At 49.0% G+C, this 18382-nt stretch carries 15 protein-coding genes, 1 tRNA gene and 1 pseudogene; 9 read left to right on the forward strand and 8 right to left on the reverse strand.

The window, feature by feature from the left end; genetic code table 11:
* Positions 1-12 precede the first annotated feature (12 nt).
* From ACM1PF_RS19395 to ACM1PF_RS19405, 3 genes are all read left to right on the forward strand, one after another.
* Complete coding sequence (locus ACM1PF_RS19395) at positions 13-2739, forward strand: DNA translocase FtsK (protein WP_416666300.1); 2727 nt, start codon at positions 13-15, stop codon at positions 2737-2739.
* A gap of 511 nt (positions 2740-3250) precedes the next feature.
* Positions 3251-3925 (forward strand): L,D-transpeptidase, encoded by a 675-nt coding sequence (locus ACM1PF_RS19400; protein WP_416666301.1) that lies wholly within the window; start codon positions 3251-3253, stop codon positions 3923-3925.
* Between the two features lie 650 nt (positions 3926-4575).
* On the forward strand, positions 4576-4842 hold the full coding sequence (locus ACM1PF_RS19405; RefSeq protein ID WP_416666302.1) for a hypothetical protein: 267 nt from the start codon (positions 4576-4578) through the stop codon (positions 4840-4842).
* A gap of 370 nt (positions 4843-5212) precedes the next feature.
* On the opposite strand, the gene ACM1PF_RS19410 is transcribed toward ACM1PF_RS19405, so the two are convergent.
* The 3 genes and pseudogenes from ACM1PF_RS19410 to menB form a co-directional block, all read right to left on the reverse strand.
* Positions 5213-5944: a L,D-transpeptidase gene (locus ACM1PF_RS19410; protein WP_416666303.1), complete on the reverse strand. Its 732-nt coding sequence runs from the start codon at positions 5942-5944 to the stop codon at positions 5213-5215.
* A gap of 186 nt (positions 5945-6130) precedes the next feature.
* Positions 6131-6838 (reverse strand): ParB N-terminal domain-containing protein, encoded by a 708-nt coding sequence (locus ACM1PF_RS19415; protein WP_416666304.1) that lies wholly within the window; start codon positions 6836-6838, stop codon positions 6131-6133.
* A gap of 35 nt (positions 6839-6873) precedes the next feature.
* Positions 6874-7706, reverse strand: a pseudogene (menB, locus tag ACM1PF_RS19420) (1,4-dihydroxy-2-naphthoyl-CoA synthase).
* 491 nt (positions 7707-8197) lie between these two features.
* Here menB and ACM1PF_RS19425 point away from each other — a divergent pair.
* Both ACM1PF_RS19425 and ACM1PF_RS19430 read left to right on the forward strand, forming a co-directional pair.
* The gene (locus ACM1PF_RS19425) at positions 8198-8575 is read left to right on the forward strand and encodes a hypothetical protein (RefSeq protein ID WP_416666305.1); all 378 of its coding nucleotides are present in this window, start codon (positions 8198-8200) and stop codon (positions 8573-8575) included.
* Positions 8576-8690: 115 nt separating this feature from the next.
* Positions 8691-9320 (forward strand): acetoacetate decarboxylase family protein, encoded by a 630-nt coding sequence (locus tag ACM1PF_RS19430; protein WP_416666306.1) that lies wholly within the window; start codon positions 8691-8693, stop codon positions 9318-9320.
* A 22-nt stretch (positions 9321-9342) separates the two neighbouring features.
* Here ACM1PF_RS19430 and ACM1PF_RS19435 read toward each other — a convergent pair whose 3' ends face one another.
* On the reverse strand, positions 9343-9591 hold the full coding sequence (locus ACM1PF_RS19435) for a hypothetical protein (protein ID WP_416666307.1): 249 nt from the start codon (positions 9589-9591) through the stop codon (positions 9343-9345).
* A 354-nt stretch (positions 9592-9945) separates the two neighbouring features.
* Here ACM1PF_RS19435 and yidD point away from each other — a divergent pair, with 354 nt between their 5' ends.
* Positions 9946-10236, forward strand: a complete 291-nt coding sequence (gene yidD / locus ACM1PF_RS19440; protein WP_416666308.1) for a membrane protein insertion efficiency factor YidD — start codon at positions 9946-9948, stop codon at positions 10234-10236.
* Between the two features lie 112 nt (positions 10237-10348).
* Here the strand turns inward: yidD and ACM1PF_RS19445 are convergent, their stop codons facing one another.
* Together ACM1PF_RS19445 and ACM1PF_RS19450 are read right to left on the reverse strand one after the other, a co-directional pair.
* Positions 10349-11083 carry an LmeA family phospholipid-binding protein gene (locus tag ACM1PF_RS19445; protein WP_416666309.1) on the reverse strand — a complete coding sequence of 245 codons (735 nt, stop codon included), beginning with the start codon at positions 11081-11083 and terminating at the stop codon, positions 10349-10351.
* An 857-nt stretch (positions 11084-11940) separates the two neighbouring features.
* Positions 11941-12966, reverse strand: a complete 1026-nt coding sequence (locus tag ACM1PF_RS19450; RefSeq protein ID WP_416666310.1) for a DNA-methyltransferase — start codon at positions 12964-12966, stop codon at positions 11941-11943.
* A gap of 233 nt (positions 12967-13199) precedes the next feature.
* On the opposite strand from ACM1PF_RS19450, the gene ACM1PF_RS19455 reads away from it, so the two are divergent.
* Both ACM1PF_RS19455 and ACM1PF_RS19460 read left to right on the forward strand, forming a co-directional pair.
* Entirely contained in the window at positions 13200-13742 is a 543-nt protein-coding gene (locus ACM1PF_RS19455; RefSeq protein WP_416666311.1) for a DUF2267 domain-containing protein, read from the forward strand.
* A 185-nt stretch (positions 13743-13927) separates the two neighbouring features.
* Positions 13928-14004 (forward strand) — tRNA-Met (locus ACM1PF_RS19460).
* A gap of 295 nt (positions 14005-14299) precedes the next feature.
* Here the strand turns inward: ACM1PF_RS19460 and glcD are convergent.
* Together glcD and ftsE are read right to left on the reverse strand one after the other, a co-directional pair.
* Positions 14300-15784, reverse strand: a complete 1485-nt coding sequence (glcD, locus tag ACM1PF_RS19465; RefSeq protein WP_416666312.1) for a glycolate oxidase subunit GlcD — start codon at positions 15782-15784, stop codon at positions 14300-14302.
* Between the two features lie 72 nt (positions 15785-15856).
* On the reverse strand, positions 15857-16690 hold the full coding sequence (gene ftsE / locus ACM1PF_RS19470) for a cell division ATP-binding protein FtsE (protein WP_416666313.1): 834 nt from the start codon (positions 16688-16690) through the stop codon (positions 15857-15859).
* Positions 16691-16891: 201 nt separating this feature from the next.
* Between ftsE and ACM1PF_RS19475 the strand changes: the two genes are divergently transcribed.
* Positions 16892-18295, forward strand: a complete 1404-nt coding sequence (locus tag ACM1PF_RS19475) for an ABC transporter substrate-binding protein (protein WP_416666314.1) — start codon at positions 16892-16894, stop codon at positions 18293-18295.
* Positions 18296-18382 lie beyond the last annotated feature (87 nt).

The following is an 18382-nucleotide window of genomic DNA, read 5'->3' on the forward strand; positions in this document are numbered from 1 at the left end:
TTGATTTGCTGAATGACTTACCTATCCCATCCCGCCGATATTCGATCGCTGATTACGCAACTCACAACCTATTCAATTCTCTGGCTAGACACTGAAGTTGCCGACTGGCAGACCCCAAACCCCCGAATTTCTTTGATCCAGGTGTTATCCGATCCCACCGATCGCACGGGAGATTTGACCTATCTTCTGGATGTGTTGGATCAGCCCGATGTGGTGCAATTTTTTGTTGAACAAATCATGGTGAATGGGGCGATCGAAAAAGTATTTCATAATGCCGCGTACGATCTGAAATATTTGGGAGGGAACCAGGCTCAGAATGTCACTTGTACGCTGAAAATAGCGCGACGGATTTCTAAGAAAAAGCTGGGAACTACGAATCGTAAATTAAAAACTTTAGCCAGTGAACTATGCCAATTTACGGCAGTTGATGCTTCTGAACAGCAAAGCGACTGGGGGAAACGTCCACTCAGTCCAAAGCAACTGTTATATGCCAGGATGGATACAGTCTACCTGGCGCATGTTCATCACTACCTACTTAAGCTGAAGCAGCCTCCTGCATCTATGCCAACCCCTTCGCCAACGCCCTCCCCAGCGCGATCGTTTAGTGTGACCCAGGTACGGGTTGCCTTCGAGTGTCCGCGTTTGTTCTACCTGGCGCATCACTTTGGCGGTATGACCCTGTTTTTTCCCAATGGGAAGACCCTGGGCATTGGCAGTGCATTTCATGATTTGTCGCATCAGTTTATCAAAGTTGCCCTGAATGATTTCCGCTTCAGCCAACTGTTTCAACGACCAGCCGAACAGCTTGACTCAGCCGATATTGCCACGCAACTGCAAACCCTGTTCTACGATTCGGTTTTCTTTCCTCATCTTCAACAAACTGCCCAAACCGATCCCAGCAAAGCACCTGCTCTGCTGCAACTTTGGGAGGGACTCAAGAGTTTAATTCAACGCTGGGCCCTGCTACTGGTGGGAAATCGTCGCTATTGCAGTCCCGATCAGCTCTTGAGCAAAACCTTTCTGGCTCAGGAGTTGAATGTTCAGCATCAATTTCCTTTACCCAACGGTACCTCCCAATGGGTTAAGGGCAGATTTGATAGTTTAATCTATGACTTCGAGCATCATCGCCTCTGTGTGGTGGAATATAAGACCTATCAATCTCCGGATCAATCTGCCCAACTGGCTCAGGTCGCCCTCTACAGCTATATGCTGCGCGAAAGAATTGGTGTGCCCATTAACTCAGCCGTGTATGCTGTTTTACCCGATTGGCAAGAGTCTTTGTTTAGTTGGGACGATCTGGAAAAAACGGTGCATCAGCTAATTCCCCACAAGCTTCAGCAGATGCAGTCCTGGGTGAATTGGCAGCAGGGAGAGCCGAACCCACCCCCGCAAACGGCGCAACTGCATCTCTGCGAAATTTGTCCCCAGCGTACCAGGTGTCAGACTTTCTTTAACTCTGCCAGTAACCCTGCCAGTCAGGACGCGGATTCTGCCATCTCCCCTCTTTCAGAACGCGATAGTTCCCCTCAATCGATCGCCCCAACTCCATCAAGCGAGATTCCCGTCCAGCCCACTCCACCTTCGCCCATTGCTGCTTCCCCTCTGGGCAAGCCGATCGCCCCGGTTCATCAACAGCCAATTTCCCCGCAATCCCCTGCAAATCCTGCGCCTAAAACGCTTTCTCCCAATCCTGTGGCTGTTCCTGATGCCCAGTCGATCGGCTCTAATCTAATTGACATTTTGGATTCGTTTGGGATTGGCGCGACCTATCAGGGCAGTATTCTGGCTCCTGCCTTTATTCGGGTGAAGCTGAAGCCGAATCTGGGGGTGAAGGTCAATAGTCTGCTGAAGTTGTCCGATGATTTGCGAGTCCAGCTTGGCTTAACCTATCCGCCCCTGATTGCACCGCAGGCAGGCTATGTCAGCGTGGATTTACCCCGCACCGATCGCCAAACGGCTTTGTTTGACCAATACCTGTCTCCCCAATTGACTGCTCCCGCAGAGCCAGTGCGAATTGCGATCGGCATTAATTTAGAAGGGCAGTTGGTGGAAGCAGATTTATCTGACCCCAATACCTGCCATTTTTTGGTGGGGGGAACGACCGGGAGCGGGAAGAGTGAATTTTTGCGATCGCTGCTGCTCAGTCTGCTAGTGCGCCATTCGCCAGAGCAACTTCAGATTGTGTTGGTTGACCCTAAGCGCGTCACCTTTCCGGAATTTGAGCAAATTCCCTGGTTGCATCGGCCAATCGTCAAAGATAGTGAAGGGGCGATCGAGTTAATGGATGCGTTGGTGGCGGAAATGGATAGTCGCTATCAGCAATTCGAGCAAACCGGATGTGCTGATCTGTCTGGCTACAACCAGCGTCAAGGCAAGCCACTGCCCCGGATTGTCTGCATTTTTGATGAGTATGCAGACTTTATGGCGGAAAAGGAAACTCGGAATGCCCTGGAGTCCAGCATTAAACGGTTAGGCGCAATGGCGAGAGCGGCCGGAATTCATCTGATCATTGCCACACAGCGTCCTGAAGCCAGGGTTGTGACTCCCCTGATTCGATCGAATTTACCAGGGCGGGTGGCCCTGCGTACGGCGAGCGAAGCGGATTCTGCGATTATTTTGGGTGGCAAACAAACTGAAGCCGCTTATCTACTGGGTAAAGGAGATTTGTTGTATTACGCTGGGGCAACTCGATCGCGTTTACAAAGCTTATTTGCCCCTGAAATTAATTTGCTTCAATAAAGAAAAATCACTGCAAAGAAAACCGATCTTGAGCAGCAACTTTAAGGGATGTTTGCCAAAATGTGTATTTCTTAATATTTTGATTTTTGCAGCTATTTTGTATTAGGCTAACCACTGATGGAAACGACCGAATTGCTGACCCCTTGTTCACTTTCAAGGGGGAACACCGCTGTGTTGAGTCAATTTCAACTTGAGACTATGTGACGCAATTGAGTGTGTAAACCCAGACAATTTCTGTACTGCCTATGAAACTTTTCTAGTTTATTGTTGTCTGAGTTAGAGTTACGATCGCTTCCCATTGCCTGTGATCCAACCATGAGTCAACGTTGAGCAAATCTTGAGCAAATCTTGAGCAAACATTTATGTAAAAGATGGCAATGGATGGTTATAAATGGGTTGTGATCTGGGCAAGATAGTCCATAACCTCCAGCTTTTAGACATGCATTGAGTTTCGCCTGTAATCTACTCATCTTTTCTACTCGTCTACTCTCACAGAACTTAGAGCATCAATATGCGAAAACGGTTTCTTAACATGGCCGGCTTGTCTCTGGTCATCGGTTTGGCTGCTTTTATTCCAAGCCAGGTTCGTTCCGGGCAAGTTGGGAATCTCGCCCATCTCCAGCCTGCTCTGGTAAATATTGTGGAGGTGGAAACGCCTGATGTTTCGCCTTCAGAATCCGTTACGGCAAGTGATATTTCCACCAACCCGTCTGTCTATCCCGATGCTCCTTCCGGCGTTGAAGTGGTTCATTCTACGCTTGCTGCTAACCCCCCAGCGGCTCAGTCCCAATTCGCTGAAGTTCACCTGGAAATCAGCTTGAGCAACCGGGAGGTCAGGTTGTTTCAGGGGGATACCCGGATCAAGAGCTATCCGATCGGAATTGGGCGGGCCGGTTGGGAAACGCCGGTTGGATCGTTTCAGGTTAGACAGATGCGAGAAAATCCGACCTGGATCAGTCCATTTACCGGGGAACGGATTCCCGGTGGCGATCCACGCAATCCGATGGGAAGACATTGGATTGGTTTTTGGACGGACGGACATCTGTGGGTGGGATTTCATGGTACGCCGAACGCTGCAACGGTTGGCAATGCTGCATCCCACGGCTGTATTCACATGCATGCTCAGGATTTAGAAGAGTTGTACTCTCAAGTGCAGCTTGGTACGCTTGTCACTGTGACACAGTAATTCCGTTCTTGAATCCCGTTCTTGAATCCCGTTCTTGCTCTGTTACGCGAATGTACGGGGAAAGCATTTTTGTTCGGGACATTTTAATAGTTAGTGGTAGTTTGCAGCCCTGATCATGCTCAATGATCAGGGCTGTTCTGATTCAAGCTCTAACAGAAGTAGGATGCTGCGATGATTAAATCTGCTCAATTTGGTCGTTTTGAGGAAACAACTCACTTTAATATTGCACCCCTTTAAAGACTCGATCGACCGATGGGATGAGGACACAAAAAAGCCAGCTAAAGCTGAAAATCCTTGCTGTGTATGGATTCTAGAAGGATTGTATGGTCGTATTTTTAAATATTAAGTAATACTAAACTATAGGTAGAGAGGTTTATCAGCTAAAGTCTCTAAACTTTCAAGTAAAGGTACTGAGTTGTCTAACCCTCAATCAGCAATTGAATCAAATCTATTTCTCGTTTGCTTGAGTTCTGATTGCTCTTGAGTATGCTTACTGCTGGAGTAGATGACAGTCCATCTGTTCTAGTTTGTATTCATCAAAGTGAACGTTATCTAAATCTGATTCATTTCTGCATTGTGTGTTGGTTTTTACCAAAGTTTGGATTTCTCGTAGCAGTTATCCAGTTTTTAATCTAATCAAGGAGGTTTCTATGAACTCTCGAAATCGATTTTTCTTAGGTCTGACGGGTACCTTCGGAGCGATCGCAGCTGGCGTTGTTCTGGGTGTTCCTGGCGTGGTAGCTCAAGTGGGTGAACCCGATAACAACCAGCCGGGTACGGTTCAACAGCAGGATGAAACTCCGACGGGTCAGGATAGTGTGCAGCAGCAACAGCAGGAGGATGGACTGACTCAGCAGCAAGATAATGATAATGATCAGTTCGCTGAGGAAGATGATGGTGTGCGCGCCCTCTGGTAATTTCTAAACGGCTGCAATCTGTCTGAAGCTCTCCCTGGTTCGACTTTTGATGAGTCGAATCAGGGAGTCTTTTGGCGTATGGATGGGTAGACCTTATTCACCCTTAGGAACGCGGATTAAATAAAATCGAAAATTTAATCTCCAGAAGGGGCGCATAGCAGTGCGCCCGTACAGAAAAAATCGGAGTTATTTAATTGAGTTGTTGGAAGAATCTCGGTAGATCACAAACTTTGATTAGATCCCCCTAAATCCCCCTTAAAAAGGGGGACTTCAACCCTCTTCAGCTCGGTTCCTCCCTTTTTCAAGGGGGCCAGGGGGATCTAATCAAGGTTTGTGATCTACTGAATCTATTTGAAGACCCTCTCAGTCACTACTGCACCACTCTTACAGGGGTGCCCAGCTCAATTTGGGTATACAATTCCTCGACATCAGCATTATGCATCCGAATACAGCCATGAGAGGCAGCCGTTCCAACCGAACTGGGATCAGATGTGCCGTGAAACCCAACCCAGAGACGACCATCAGTCCAAAATCCAATCCAGCGGGTTCCGAGGGGATTTCGGGCATCGCCACTGGGAATCCGTTCATCGGTGAAGGGATGAATCCATACGGGATCTTCTCGCATTTGCTGAACTTCAAAGGTTCCTAAAGGAGTTTCCCAGCCTGCCCGTCCAATCCCGATCGGATAGCTCTTAACAGCGGTATTTCCCCGATAAAGAGTTACTTCACGGCGGCCGAGACTAATTTCTAAACTGGTTTCCTGAGCATTTAATTCTGATGCAGTGGTAGAAGAAGGGCTGGAATGGCTGCTCGCAACGGTAGGGCGATCGAGGCGGCTGGTCAGGGGATGATCAAGGGTCGGACTCTCCTGGGTTTGGAGAGATGGGCCAGGACTGGAGAATCGATCGGAACGGGGAGTGGAAGGAGTCGTTTGGGGAAGTGGGGAGGCGGAAGGATGCTCGCTGAGGGGAGTTGATGTTTCGGCCGGAGCGGCATCAGCCCGATACGAAGGGTATTGAGGATTGACCACTTCACTACAGGCGGAAGCAGTTAATCCGAGGAGGAAGGCGAGTCCAAAACGTTGAATTGCCCGGTTTCGCATACTGTCTCTTAATTCCCCTAAACAACAAGTTGAAGCCAGTTTGACAGCTCAATTTATCCTTTACTTTAAAAATAAGGATGGGAGGCTGCAAACTTCCTTTAGTTAGAGGAGACAGAGGCGTAGGACTGATTGTCTGGCAAACGATTCTGCCTTGGCGAGAGAACGAGACTCTAAAATGAAGCGGTATTATTCACTCTCAAATAAGTCAACTATCTTTTCGTAGGTTAATCCTTTAACCCTCGTTACCACATCTCTCAGGGACTCAAACAGGCGATACTGCCGCTCATACTCGATCGTTTCCACAATCTTTTCAGCATTTTTTCCTGCAATTCCGGCTCGCTTGACTCGGTGCAGTAATTCTGCGTGATCTGCAATATTAAACAGATCCAGTAAGTTAGTTCTTGGGCAAATTTGCTTTTTTAGATCATCAACCTGCTGCTTTAATTCCTGGAGGTGTTGCTGTTCAAGAGTAAGCTGACGCGCTTCGAGATGAACCTGACGCGCCTCAAGTTCACTCAATCGAGCTGTAGTATCTGATTCTATCTCTGGTTCATATTGGTTTCCGTTGGTAGGCGATCGATGGTCGCGGAACAGGTGAATTTGCTGCCGGACAGCATCTGCCTCATTTGCATTTTCTATGACAAAAGCAGGAACAGCTTCGCAGCTTCGTGGTTCTAGCTCACTGGCTTTGACCGCAGCATAGTACTCGAAGTCGCCTTCAATTACAACGTAGGATTCAAACTCACCTTCCCGAAGTAAAACGATCGGTTGAACTATTCCCTCCGCCTGAGCGATGAGTTGGGCGGCTTCATCAATCTGCTCGTCGGCAAAATTCCAGCGAGAGGCACCGGGTTTAATTTTACGAACTGGAACAAACGTTACAGATAGTTTCATGTCATCTTCCCTCTTTTATGCACTCACCTGAAGAGTTAGGGCAACCAGGGATATTGGCGAAAATCGGGTTTGCGTTTTTCCAAAAAGGCTTGTTTGCCCTCGGCTCCCTCTTCAGTCATGTAGTACAGCAGTGTTGCATTGCCTGCGAGTTCCTGTAGACCGGCTTGCCCATCACAGTCGGCATTGAAGGCAGCTTTGAGACAGCGAATGGCGATCGGACTTTTTTCTAAAATTTCCTGCGCCCATTGAATTCCTTCTGCCTCTAGTTGATCCACTGGAACCACACAGTTTACCAGTCCCATCTCTAAGGCTTGCTGGGCATCATACTGACGGCAAAGAAACCAGATTTCCCGCGCTTTTTTCTGCCCCACAATTCGCGCCAAGTAGCTGGCTCCAAACCCGCCATCAAAGCTACCGACTTTTGGCCCGGTTTGTCCAAAAATGGCATTGTCTGCGGCGATCGTTAGATCACACACCACATGGAGGACATGACCTCCCCCGATGGCATAACCTGCCACCAGGGCAATCACGACCTTGGGCATCGAGCGGATCAACCGTTGCAAGTCCAGCACATTGAGCCGAGGTACGCCATCCTCTCCCACATACCCTGCTTCACCCCGGACGCTCTGATCACCGCCGGAACAGAAGGCATACTTCCCGTCGGTGTGGGGCCTACGCCGGTCAGTAGCACAACCCCAATCCGGGTATCTTCCCGCGCATCCACAAATGCATCGTACAGTTCAAAAATCGTCTTGGGGCGAAAGGCATTCCGCTTATGGGGACGGTTGATCGTGATTTTGGCAATCCCATCAGTCTTGTGGTACAGGATGTCTTCGTAGGGTTTGGCAACTTGCCACTCAATGTGCATAAAGTCTGTAGATTAATACGTCAGAGCTAACACGGTCTGACTTATACCGTACACCGGAATTAGCCTCCTGAAGGGCAGAGTTTTATGGCAATTCGTTAAGCCCTGCACCGGATCTTGAGCAGGTGGAGATCAATGGTGAAGATCAATGGTGGAGATCAATAAACGGTGTTGTAGGGGGCTGACGAGTCCGTAACGCATTGTCCTATGAGGCTTTGAGGCATTCCGCGATCGCTGATGCATCTGACCCATAGATAGGACTTTCTACTGGTTTTATCTAGACTGAGTTAAGGTTGAAACTTTAAGCTCCGATGTATTCTAGCCATCACTGTTGAGCAACATAAGTTCCCCCTTCGGGTAAATCAGCATTTCTGCTTTTGATAGAAGCAAATAACTGTGAATGAAAGTTAAGCTGCACACAGTTAGAACGTTCTTGCTGTAAGAAATCCATTAAAAGTTGCATGAGGAATTTCAACATGAATTTCTTTAGTCTTATGAATCTTAAACGATTGTTCCAAAAATTAACGGCGATCGCTTTGGGGTTTGTACTGATCAGTATTGTGGCCCTCAGCTACGGTAGTGCGGCCCAGGCAGGTATTCATACGCCCTCCGAAAATTCGCGCCTTGAAACATCGCAGATTGATCGCACCTCGAAGAATGCGCCTCAATATTTGTCTGAGAATGAACAACCCAAGCAGCTTGATTCCTACATGGTGGATTCAAGAGAGAGCTCCATCAGGAATGGTAGCCTGAACGATAGAGCCGTTTCCGCCGATCCGGATGCTGAAGATTTAGGGGAACGTATTAACGAACGGTTAGAGCGCGCCAAGGATGCGTTTGGGACGGCTACTGATGCAGTTGTTAATCAGTAATCAGCCTGTACTTTTTCAGGTCTTACTTTTTAGATCTTAAATGATTGCTTTTTGGTACGATGCGTTTGTGCCAAAAAGCAATTTTTAGCTTAATTGAATCTTTCACGCTTTCACAATGACCTATCCTCAACCCCCCTGGCTGCTCCGAGGCTACGCCATCCAAACCCTACAACTGGTGGAGATCGATCGCATTCGTCCGCATATTCCTTCTGAGCTTGAGATTATTTCTGTGTTCCCCGGCAAAACGATCGGTGGTATTTATTTAGCTGCCTATGGGGATGGATCAACACTAACCTACAACGAACTCATTGTGGTGGGGGCAATGGTTCACAAAGGCACAAATTTTGGTGGATGGATCTCCCATATCTATGTGGATCATCCGGATTCGATCGCAGGTGGTCGGCAGATTTGGGGATTGCCCAAGGAGCAAGCAGACTTTACCTGGAACCATCAAGGGCCCCTTTCGGTAACGGTTCAGCAGGGGAATCAGACCCTCTGTAGGTTAGAAAGCCGGTGGCAAATCCCAGGCTGGAGCCAGCCTTTAACGGTTCCAGTGATTAGTACCAAAGCATCTCATTTAGCCTGCTTTAATGGCCAGGCAAACTTCAAAGTTCACCTGGCCAATGCTGCATTGTTCATTCCGCCGGAGAGTCCTTTTGCTCCACTGAAGTTAGACAAGCCAATGCTCAGTTTCTATTGCAATCCCCTGGAACTGGTTGCTAACCCCCCAAGCTTGATTTCATAGGGCGATCGATCGGTGGATCGGGCTATCTTGCAGTTGGTAGATCGGTTGCTTCAGGATCGGAGCTGCTAGGAATATGTTCTTCAGCATCGCTCGAACCAGCACTTCCTGAGGCATTCGGCCCTTTGCCTTCGTTGGCGTTTCGGGCTTCTTCCAGGGAAATTTTTGGGTTCTCGTTAATTTCAGCTAGACGTTGCCCAGGGGATTGTTCAGCCTGTTCAGAGGGTTGATTTTTAGAATTTTTGGCGAAATCGGCGTTTTCTTTGGATGCCATTTTATTTCCTCCGTTATTTTTTAGAGTTATTACAAAAAAGTTTAATTTCAGGCGAAACTGGAATCTATCTCAGCCCCTCCCAGGAGGGGAGCTATAGGAGGATTACGGTTTTGACAAGGGTTTTAGTTTTCTAAAACTTCCCCTCTTGGGAGGGGTTAGGGGTGGGTTAAATTTTACCTCATTACCCAACTGGGATATTTTTGTTCTTTTTTGACTAAATCTTTTTTAACTGGTTAGAAGCTTATTCAGAGTATATAAATACCTTGATCAAATGACATCAGTCTATTAACAGATAGGCAGTTTGATGAACCTAATATATTAGTGAATCAGTCCCTTTATTGGAGTGAATCTATTATGTATCTCACCCCTGTAGAGTCTTTAACTCGAAAGACTGCAATTAATGCGATCGATCTGTACCAACAGCATCTTTCTCCGAAGAAAGGATTCTCTTGTCCCCATCGGTTGCTGAATGGTGAAGCGTCCTGCTCGGAATACGTTAAGCATTTATTAGGTAAGCAAGACTTAGCCACCACAATTCGGTTTTCTGTTCAACGTTTTCGGGATTGTGCTTCTGCCAGTCAAACCTTGAGAACTCGGCGATCGCAGGGAGGTTGTATTGTGATTCCTTGCTGTATTCCAATATAGTTCCCTGTGCTGCTAGTTCTTCAAACCAGGTTTCAAAATAATCAGTGAGTAGGAAATGATTGGTTCCCTACTCACTTTTTACTCACGCCTCTCTGCTATGGTTGCTTGGTGACTACTTCGGCAACTTCCTCATGGTTGCAGTCGCCTGAAGGAATATCTTAGTCGGACGAACATCAATTCTTTGAAGTTTCAGGGCATTTCCGCCTAAATCAAAGTTTCTTAGATCGAGCAACTCGACGATTTGTTCAAACAACACTGTCAAAAACTCCAGGGATAATCCTTCTCCCTCAGCCGAAATAATTTCAAGCTGAATTTTGTTGCCGTCTTCTTTAATCGATGGAACCAGGGTGGATGTCAGCCGTTTACGCTCATTAGTTTCAATTAAGAAGAGGGACGCATCTGAGCGGATTTGTCCGTTTTCTTGCAAATGAACGGTTGCTGCTTCGATATTTATGGGGATTACCTTATCTTCATGCCTGATTTCTAAGCCCTGCATTTTGGGTCGAAGATAGTCAGACTTTAAAGCCCGATTCAGGTCAGTCTCCGTGAGCAAAATGCGAGTTTTGGCATTGAGGGGTTTGGTCAGCTCCAGTTCACCCGTCATGGACTTCAAGGGGTCGATCGCCACTGCATCGGTTTCCATCTGTACGGCTTCAACCCGCAGATCCCGCTTCATGGTCATGCCTTCACCAGAAACACCAACTGAGTTGAGCTTGCCCTGGATCAGGTTGCCAGGATCGGTGCGGATATCAACATCCACTTCCTCTGCTTCATCTAATTGGCTTGAAATGGCAATCTCTGCCACCTTATCCAGTGCTTGTTCTCCCAAATCGGGTTTGTCGTTCATGGCTGATAAACTCCGTTAAATTGATTGATAAACGCACAGCACTGACATCAGCAATTGTCAGTAGATCTAAAATGGGTTCATTTCACAGTGAACCCTGGGGTTGATCCCCCTAAATCCCCCTTAAAAAGGGAGACTTCAACCCCTCTTCGGCTCGGTTCCCCTCTTTTCAAGGGGGGCTAGGGGGGATCCAAACAAGGTTTGTGATCTACTGATTGTGAATCGCTGAGAGCCTTGTTTCGTAGGTTGGGCATTGCCCACCAGCCTTAACTGAATGCCATTCGATTGATAAACGAACGTTGCAAGCTTGATCACTGTCAACCTTTTCCAAGATTGGTAAGGGGTTTAACGATGCTGTTAAGCCCTATCTAGCCTTCTTGCCACTGCACAGGGAACCAATCGCCGTTCTCCTGAATAAACGGATCGAGCTGTTCCAGGGTGAGAGGGCGCGGTAAGGAATAGCGTGATGGAATTACTGATACCGCTAGCTTCGGTTACTGCAATAACAGGGTCTTGAATGGGTCGGACATCTGAGTATCATCTGGGAATTAGTTTTCTCTATGTTCTCGATCGGTCTAATCATTCGTGAGTCAAGTATGCTTGTGGGTATAATTTCAGGTGAATTATCGTTCGCCGGTTGAGTCATTCTGTAAACTGTTTTAGACTCACCTGTTTCGATCGATCAGTCATAACCCTGGGCTGGTAAAGCTTTGCTGGCATCTAAATTCAGTTCAGACTTATTCTGATCTGCTTCGCTTATCCTAGCCACGATCAACATCGATCAACGTCTATCAAGGGACAAAAGATCCTGTGAAGCGATTTTGTATTTAGAAAAACATTGGAACAACGTACAAATTAACTTACGACTGTGTCGCTAATGTATTTCGCTCCCAAAAAACACCATCGGTGAATCCCTGAATACTTTTGTTTGCTTCAGCTAGCTCTAGGCGGCGTTCCGCCAGAAGACAATACTCTTCATTGCGATCGATTCCCAGATATAACCGTCCCAGCTTTTTCGCAACCACAGAAGTTGTACCACTGCCCAAAAACGGATCAAATACAATATCCCCTGGCTGAGAGCTGGACAGAATCAGCTTTGCGATTAACTTTTCGCTTTTTTGAGTGGGATGGTCGGTGTTTTCCGGCATTGACCAGAAGGGAATGGTGATATCCGTCCAGAGGTTAGAAGGATGGGTATCGCGGAAATTCCCCTGGTGGGTGGTTTGCCAATCTTTCGGTGTGCCATCCTTCTGGCGATAGGGAGCCAGCACGCGCCGCCGCAATTTAACTGCATCTACGTTAAAGGTATAAGTTTCTGAAACGGTGCAAAACCAGATATCCTCGCTGGCATTCTTCCAGTTACTCTTCGCCCCTCTCCCTTTTTCCCGCTCCCAGGTGATGCGATTGCGAACCACAAAATGCTCAGAAGCAACCGTGAAAATGGAAGCAGAGGTGAGCCATTCTCCACAAATATAAATAGAGGCCGTTGGTTTAAGTAAAGGCTTAAAGGCACATAGCGCACGATCGAGCCATTCAGTATAGTCGGCAACGGTGCGTTTAGTGAAGCGATACCCGTTGAAGTTTTTGTTGAGGTTATAGGGCGGATCAAGAATTAATAGATCAACCGAGGCGATGGGCAAGTGGGAGGCAAAGGCGATCGAATCTGCATGGATGGTTCCCATAGGAAACTCAGTGAAACCTGCTGGGGGAACCGCACAAATTAAGCGGGATTGGAGCCGCGATCGATCGTTGTCTGTCAGTTCCAGCGTTCGGTTCCTGGGTGCCCGTTGCTTATTATTCGGCCGATCCTGATCCAGTCGATCCTGATCCAGTCGATCCTGATCCAGCCGATCATTATTCAACTTATCATCACCAACCTGCGCCACGCCCTACCTTCACTCCTCGCCTCTCAAATCCTGGTTCAAACTATCGGAATGTAAAACAATGATTTGCAGATTGTATCGCAAATACTCCAACCCGTCTCTAACTTCTGACTCTCTCTCATCTCAAACCTGTGGGTGATGCAAACTATTTTCGATTAGTGCAAAGTGTCCAAAGAGATCATTGATTCATTCATCAATCGATTGATACAAAGATTGTTAGGAGGTACGAAGAAGCAATGGCAGACGAAAGTATACGTACTAATATTCCAGAAGTTGACCCGACCGAGGTTGAGGATTCTAGAAATGTAATTGCGGATGAGCATCGCTCTTTTCTAGAAAAGGTGATGGTTCAAGGTGGACTGGCGGATTTATATGATGCGCGGGACTTAACGGAGATTGTGTTCCGCGTCATGCGTGACCTGATGACCACTGAAGCCGCCGATCGCGTTGAAGGTGAATTGCACGAAGAGGCTGTGCAGACAGACGAAAAAATGCTGCAAATGGAAGTGGCCGATCTGTGGCGAGATACGAATCCGATCGTGGGCTTCTTGAGTCGGGTACGTCCACCCTGGCAGGGCCCTGGTATTTTCAAAATTGACTCCGATCGCTTCCTGTTCCGGGTGGCCAATGAAGGCGGCTTTTCGAAGCAGGTCGATCGAGAGCGACTAGTCAAAGCAGTTTTCTCAGCGACGAAGGATGAGCTTTCGGAAGCGCGAATTCAGGAAATTGCTGGCTGGCTACCGGAAGCCGGTGTCCGCGAACTCTGGGCTGAAGCTTAGGATTGGGAAGTTATAACCTGGAACTCTTGTGGGGTGGGCATCTTGCCTGCCCAATCCACAAAACAGGAAAATCGCCCAGAGCGCGATCACCGTTCCCGAAGGAGAGCCTTCAGAAAATTAATTCAGAAAATCAGAAAAAATTTGACACAACCAGGGAAAACTAGGTTATACTTGAAAAGTTGCAACGCGGGGTAGAGCAGTCTGGTAGCTCGTCGGGCTCATAACCCGAAGGTCAGTGGTTCAAATCCGCTCCCCGCCACCAAATCAGACTAAATGGCAAATTGCTAAAGGCTCAGAGGTTAATCTCTGAGTTTTTTAGCTTTAAATCTAAGGAACGCGGATTAAATAAAATTGAAAATTTAATCTCCAGAAGGGGCGCACAGCTGTGCGCCCGTACAGAAAAAATCGGAGTTATTTAATTTGCGTCCCTAACGGCTTGAAATCTAACGGGTGTATCCCCATCTTGCAGCTCTCAAAGTTTCCCCTCCTGGGAAGGGCGCAGGGATAGCTTCCCCTCCTGGGAAGGTCGAGGATGGGTAAATTCATTCCAAAGCAAGCTAAAACCGATCGACATTCGGGAACTGTTCCTGGGCCTTCGCCCTTGCTGCCTCACCACAGGTTCTGGGAGTTGGGAAAATTTTATCCGGATTGGCTAACCCCTTCGGATTAAACACCTGCCGCACCCACAGCATTGTCTCCAGATCCGCCTCGCTGAACATCTGCGGCATATAGCAACGTTTGTCCGCCCCAATGCCATGTTCCCCAGAGATACTGCCCCCCACCTGTACACACAGCTTCAGGATATCGCCGCCCAGTTCCTCAACCGCTTCGAGTTGTCCCGGAACTGAGTTATCGTACAGAATCAGCGGATGCAAATTGCCATCTCCAGCATGGAACACGTTGGCCACTCGATAGCCATGCTTCTGGCTCAGGTTCTCAATTTCCTGCAACACATAGGGCAACTTCGTTCGGGGAATCACCCCATCCTGCACATAGTAGTCTGGGCTAATTTGTCCGACTGCCGCGAAGGCTGCCTTGCGTCCCTTCCACAGGGTGAGCCGTTCCGCCGGATCGGTTGCGCCTGTAACGTTCCGCGCCCCATTCTTGTAGCAAATTGCTTCCACCTGCTGGCTATACTCCGCCACTTCCACATCCAGCCCATCCAGCTCAATCAGCAAGATCGCTGCCGCATCACGGGGATAGCAGTTCGTCGCCACCACATTCTCCACCGCATTGATGCTGAAGTTGTCCATAATCTCCATCCCGCCTGGAATGATGCCTGCGCCAATGATGTCCGACACGGTCTGCCCCGCCGCTTCGACATTCGTAAAATCTGCCAGCAACACCTTGATCGCTTCCGGAGCTTTGAGAATCCGCAGGGTAATTTCCGTGGCGATACCCAGCGTCCCCTCCGATCCAACAAAAATTCCCGTCAGGTCATAGCCTGGCGGTTCGGGAATCTTGCTGCCCACATCCACGATCGCCCCGTCCGGCAACACCAGCTTCAGCCCCAACACGTGATTCGTCGTTACCCCATACTTGAGGCAGTGAACGCCGCCGGAATTCTCCGCCACATTCCCGCCGATCGAACAAATAATTTGGCTGGAGGGATCGGGCGCATAGTAAAATCCAGACCCACTCACCGTTTGCGTCACCCAGTTGTTGATGACCCCCGGCTGCACCACCACCCGTTGATTCGCCAGATCCACATCCAGAATCTGATTCATGCGGGCCGTCACGATCAGCACACAATCCTCGATCGGCAAGGCTCCACCTGATAAACCTGTCCCCGCTCCCCTGGCTATAAACGGCACATTGTATTGATTACAGACCTGGACGACAGCCGCCACTTCCTCCGTCGTTTTGGGCAGAACCACCAGATCCGGACGCTGGCGATAGCTCGTTAAGCCATCACACTCATACACCAACAACTCTTCCTGCCGCTGCACCACATAGGCTTTCCCCACGATTGCCTCAAACGCCTTGGCGATCGGTTTCCAGTTGCGAGAAGGATTGGTTCGGGGTTGGTTCAGGGTAATCATGTGCTCGCATCCATTCAACAACGGCTATAGGACGATCGTAATACTGAATCTGGATCGAAATCAGCATTCTCCTCACCGCATCCGAAACAGTCGCCCCTCCCGCAGCTGCAACACTGGATGGTTAGACTGCCGCACCAGATGTTCATCGTGGGTCGTGACAACCACGGTGATCCCGATCGAATTGAGCTTTTGCAAAATTTTGATCACCTGCCACGAATTATCAGGGTCGAGGTTTCCGGTTGGTTCATCGGCCAGCAGTAACGGCGGAGTGCTAACAATGGCACGGGCAATACTGACCCGCTGCTGTTCTCCACCCGACAATTCTTCAGGGAAACAGTTCACCTTGTCCTGTAAACCGACGAGCTTCAGGGTGGGTAGTAGGCGACGATGGATCTCCTTACGGGTAAAGCCCTGGGCCCAGAGCACAAAAGCCACATTTTCTGACACCGTGCGGCGAGGAATCAGCTTGTAATCTTGAAAGACCACACCAATTTGGCGGCGCAGCATGGACAGCCGATCGCCCCGCAAGCCAGCCAGATTTACCGAGTTAACGGTCACTTCTCCCTGGGTTGGACGTTCTTCCGCATACAACAGCTTCAGCAACGTAGACTTTCCCGACCCTGACGGCCCGGTGACAAAAAGAAAATCCCCCCGCCGGATTTGTAAACTAAGGTTAAGCAAGGCCGCGCAACCGTTTGCATAGATTTTAGTGACGTGATCCAGGCTGACGATTATATTAGTGGCAGACCGATCGCCTGGAGATGTTTCGCCTGGAGATGCTGAAGAGGGATGGCTGGAAGATTGAGGAGCGGCAGCGGGAGCTTGGGCGGATGCAGATGGCGATGCAGGTTTGGCAGGGGTGGATCCTGAAGCAGCCGATCGCGGTTTGCTGGGGGTAGTAGTCATACGGCAAGCGGTAAACGGAATCACGAAATCAAATCACGAAATCATTCGCCTGAGGCCTACCCATCATAGGGGGTAACTCCTGGAAGTTCACTTTTTAGAAGGTATATTGTAACGATCGCTGCTTTAGACTGGTCAGGGTGCATCTAGTTCAGTCCGCATTTATCTACAAGCGTAGTTATTTAAGCCCATTATCCTAAGGACATGACTAAACCTGCAAACCGTACCCTGAGGCTGCGTCTAGAACGAGTGGCTGTCTTCCTGAGCATCGGCTTGCTCATGACGGCTTGTCAGCTATCAGACCGTATCCTGGTGAACATCAATGGTGAGAATGATACTGAGCTGGATCAGGACGAACTGCTGGATGATCTAGAGAATCTGGATGAGCCGTTAACCATCGACAGCTTTCTTGAGGATGATCCACCCGAAGGATTGAAGATTGGGGCTGTAATGTCCTACACAGGTGAGTTTGCCAGAACGGGGCAGCCGATGATTGAGGCCCTGCCCTTACTGGTCGATCAAGTAAATGCCTGCGGGGGCGTGAATGGTAACAGTGTCAGCTTAGTTGTTGAAGATGACCAATCCCAACCCCAACTGGTTGCGCCTGCCCTGGATAAGCTGATTCAGGTTGATCAGGTTGACGTGGCGGTTGTGGGATTTGTGCACAGTTCTTCGCCAGAGGTATTGGACAACGCGGTGCAAAATCAGATTCCCGTCATTTCACCCGGAACTACAAGCCCCGCCTTCACTGAATGGTCAAGCCAGGGACGGTTTAATGGATTCTGGTTCCGCACATCCCCTTCCAGCACCCATCAAGCGGCTGCCCTAGCCAGAATGGCGATCGATCGCCGATATCGCAATGTTTCTCTGGTGGTGGTGGATAGTGAGGACGGAATCCGCTTTGAGCAAGCCTTTATCAGTCACTTTGAGAAACTGGGTGGAACGGTTCTCAACCAGGAAAACCCGAATCGCTACGATCCTCAAGCTCAGTTTTTTAATGCACCAGCCCTGAATGCTTTTTACCCTTTCGGTGGTACGCCCGATGCCGTGATTGCGGCCATTGATCCCCAGGGTGGGGCCTGCCTCCTCCGCACGGCCTATGATTTGGGGGCAACTGGAGGCACCCAACTGATTCTGGCCAATAGTTTCCAACCCCGATCGTTAGTCGAACGAGTGGGCGTAACGTTTGATGGTAAACATGTGCTGGCGGGCAGCATGGGCACTTCTCCCGGAGCCTCTGGGCTGGCTCTGGATACCTTTACCAATCTCTGGAAACAGCGGGAAGGGCGATCGAATCCCGGTGTTTTCGTACCCCATACCTGGGATGCCGTTGCCCTGTTTGTTTTGGCCGCACAGGCAGCGGGTTCAAATGATGGGGCCGCCATTCGAGATCAACTGCGCCTGGTGGCCAATCCGCCTGGCGTTGAAGTCACCAATATTTGCACCGGACTGAAACTCTTGGAATCAGGTCAGGATATTGACTTTCAGGGCGCAAGTGGCAGTGTCAATCTGGATGAAAATGGTGATGTCGTTGGCAGCTATGATATCTGGTCTGTGAATGATCAGGGCAAAGTCGAGGTCATTCATCAGTTGCGGTTGGAGCGATGAGAAGAAATCTGCTGTGCGTGTGCCCCGATCCTGTATTGGATTGAGTCAGTGTGCCTGGTGCGATCGCTTAATTTCAGGGAATTATGA

Origin of the sequence: Egbenema bharatensis FJBBOT/2019 (assembly GCF_048077055.1) — a bacterium.
In the GTDB taxonomy this organism is placed as follows: domain Bacteria; phylum Cyanobacteriota; class Cyanobacteriia; order Elainellales; family Elainellaceae; genus Egbenema; species Egbenema bharatensis.

Excerpts from the sequence above, each read along its gene's own strand:
- ACM1PF_RS19425 (WP_416666305.1), top strand. The coding sequence starts at position 8,198 with ATGAATCTTAAACGATTGTTCCAAAAATTAACGGCGATCGCTTTGGGG.
- ACM1PF_RS19400 (WP_416666301.1), top strand. The coding sequence starts at position 3,251 with ATGCGAAAACGGTTTCTTAACATGGCCGGCTTGTCTCTGGTCATCGGT.
- yidD (WP_416666308.1), top strand. The coding sequence starts at position 9,946 with ATGTATCTCACCCCTGTAGAGTCTTTAACTCGAAAGACTGCAATTAAT.
- ACM1PF_RS19475 (WP_416666314.1), top strand. The coding sequence starts at position 16,892 with ATGACTAAACCTGCAAACCGTACCCTGAGGCTGCGTCTAGAACGAGTG.
- ACM1PF_RS19455 (WP_416666311.1), top strand. The coding sequence starts at position 13,200 with ATGGCAGACGAAAGTATACGTACTAATATTCCAGAAGTTGACCCGACC.
- ACM1PF_RS19405 (WP_416666302.1), top strand. The coding sequence starts at position 4,576 with ATGAACTCTCGAAATCGATTTTTCTTAGGTCTGACGGGTACCTTCGGA.
- ACM1PF_RS19410 (WP_416666303.1), bottom strand. The coding sequence starts at position 5,944 with ATGCGAAACCGGGCAATTCAACGTTTTGGACTCGCCTTCCTCCTCGGA.
- ACM1PF_RS19435 (WP_416666307.1), bottom strand. The coding sequence starts at position 9,591 with ATGGCATCCAAAGAAAACGCCGATTTCGCCAAAAATTCTAAAAATCAA.
- ftsE (WP_416666313.1), bottom strand. The coding sequence starts at position 16,690 with ATGACTACTACCCCCAGCAAACCGCGATCGGCTGCTTCAGGATCCACC.
- ACM1PF_RS19415 (WP_416666304.1), bottom strand. The coding sequence starts at position 6,838 with ATGAAACTATCTGTAACGTTTGTTCCAGTTCGTAAAATTAAACCCGGT.
- ACM1PF_RS19430 (WP_416666306.1), top strand. The coding sequence starts at position 8,691 with ATGACCTATCCTCAACCCCCCTGGCTGCTCCGAGGCTACGCCATCCAA.
- glcD (WP_416666312.1), bottom strand. The coding sequence starts at position 15,784 with ATGATTACCCTGAACCAACCCCGAACCAATCCTTCTCGCAACTGGAAA.
- ACM1PF_RS19445 (WP_416666309.1), bottom strand. The coding sequence starts at position 11,083 with ATGAACGACAAACCCGATTTGGGAGAACAAGCACTGGATAAGGTGGCA.
- ACM1PF_RS19395 (WP_416666300.1), top strand. The coding sequence starts at position 13 with ATGACTTACCTATCCCATCCCGCCGATATTCGATCGCTGATTACGCAA.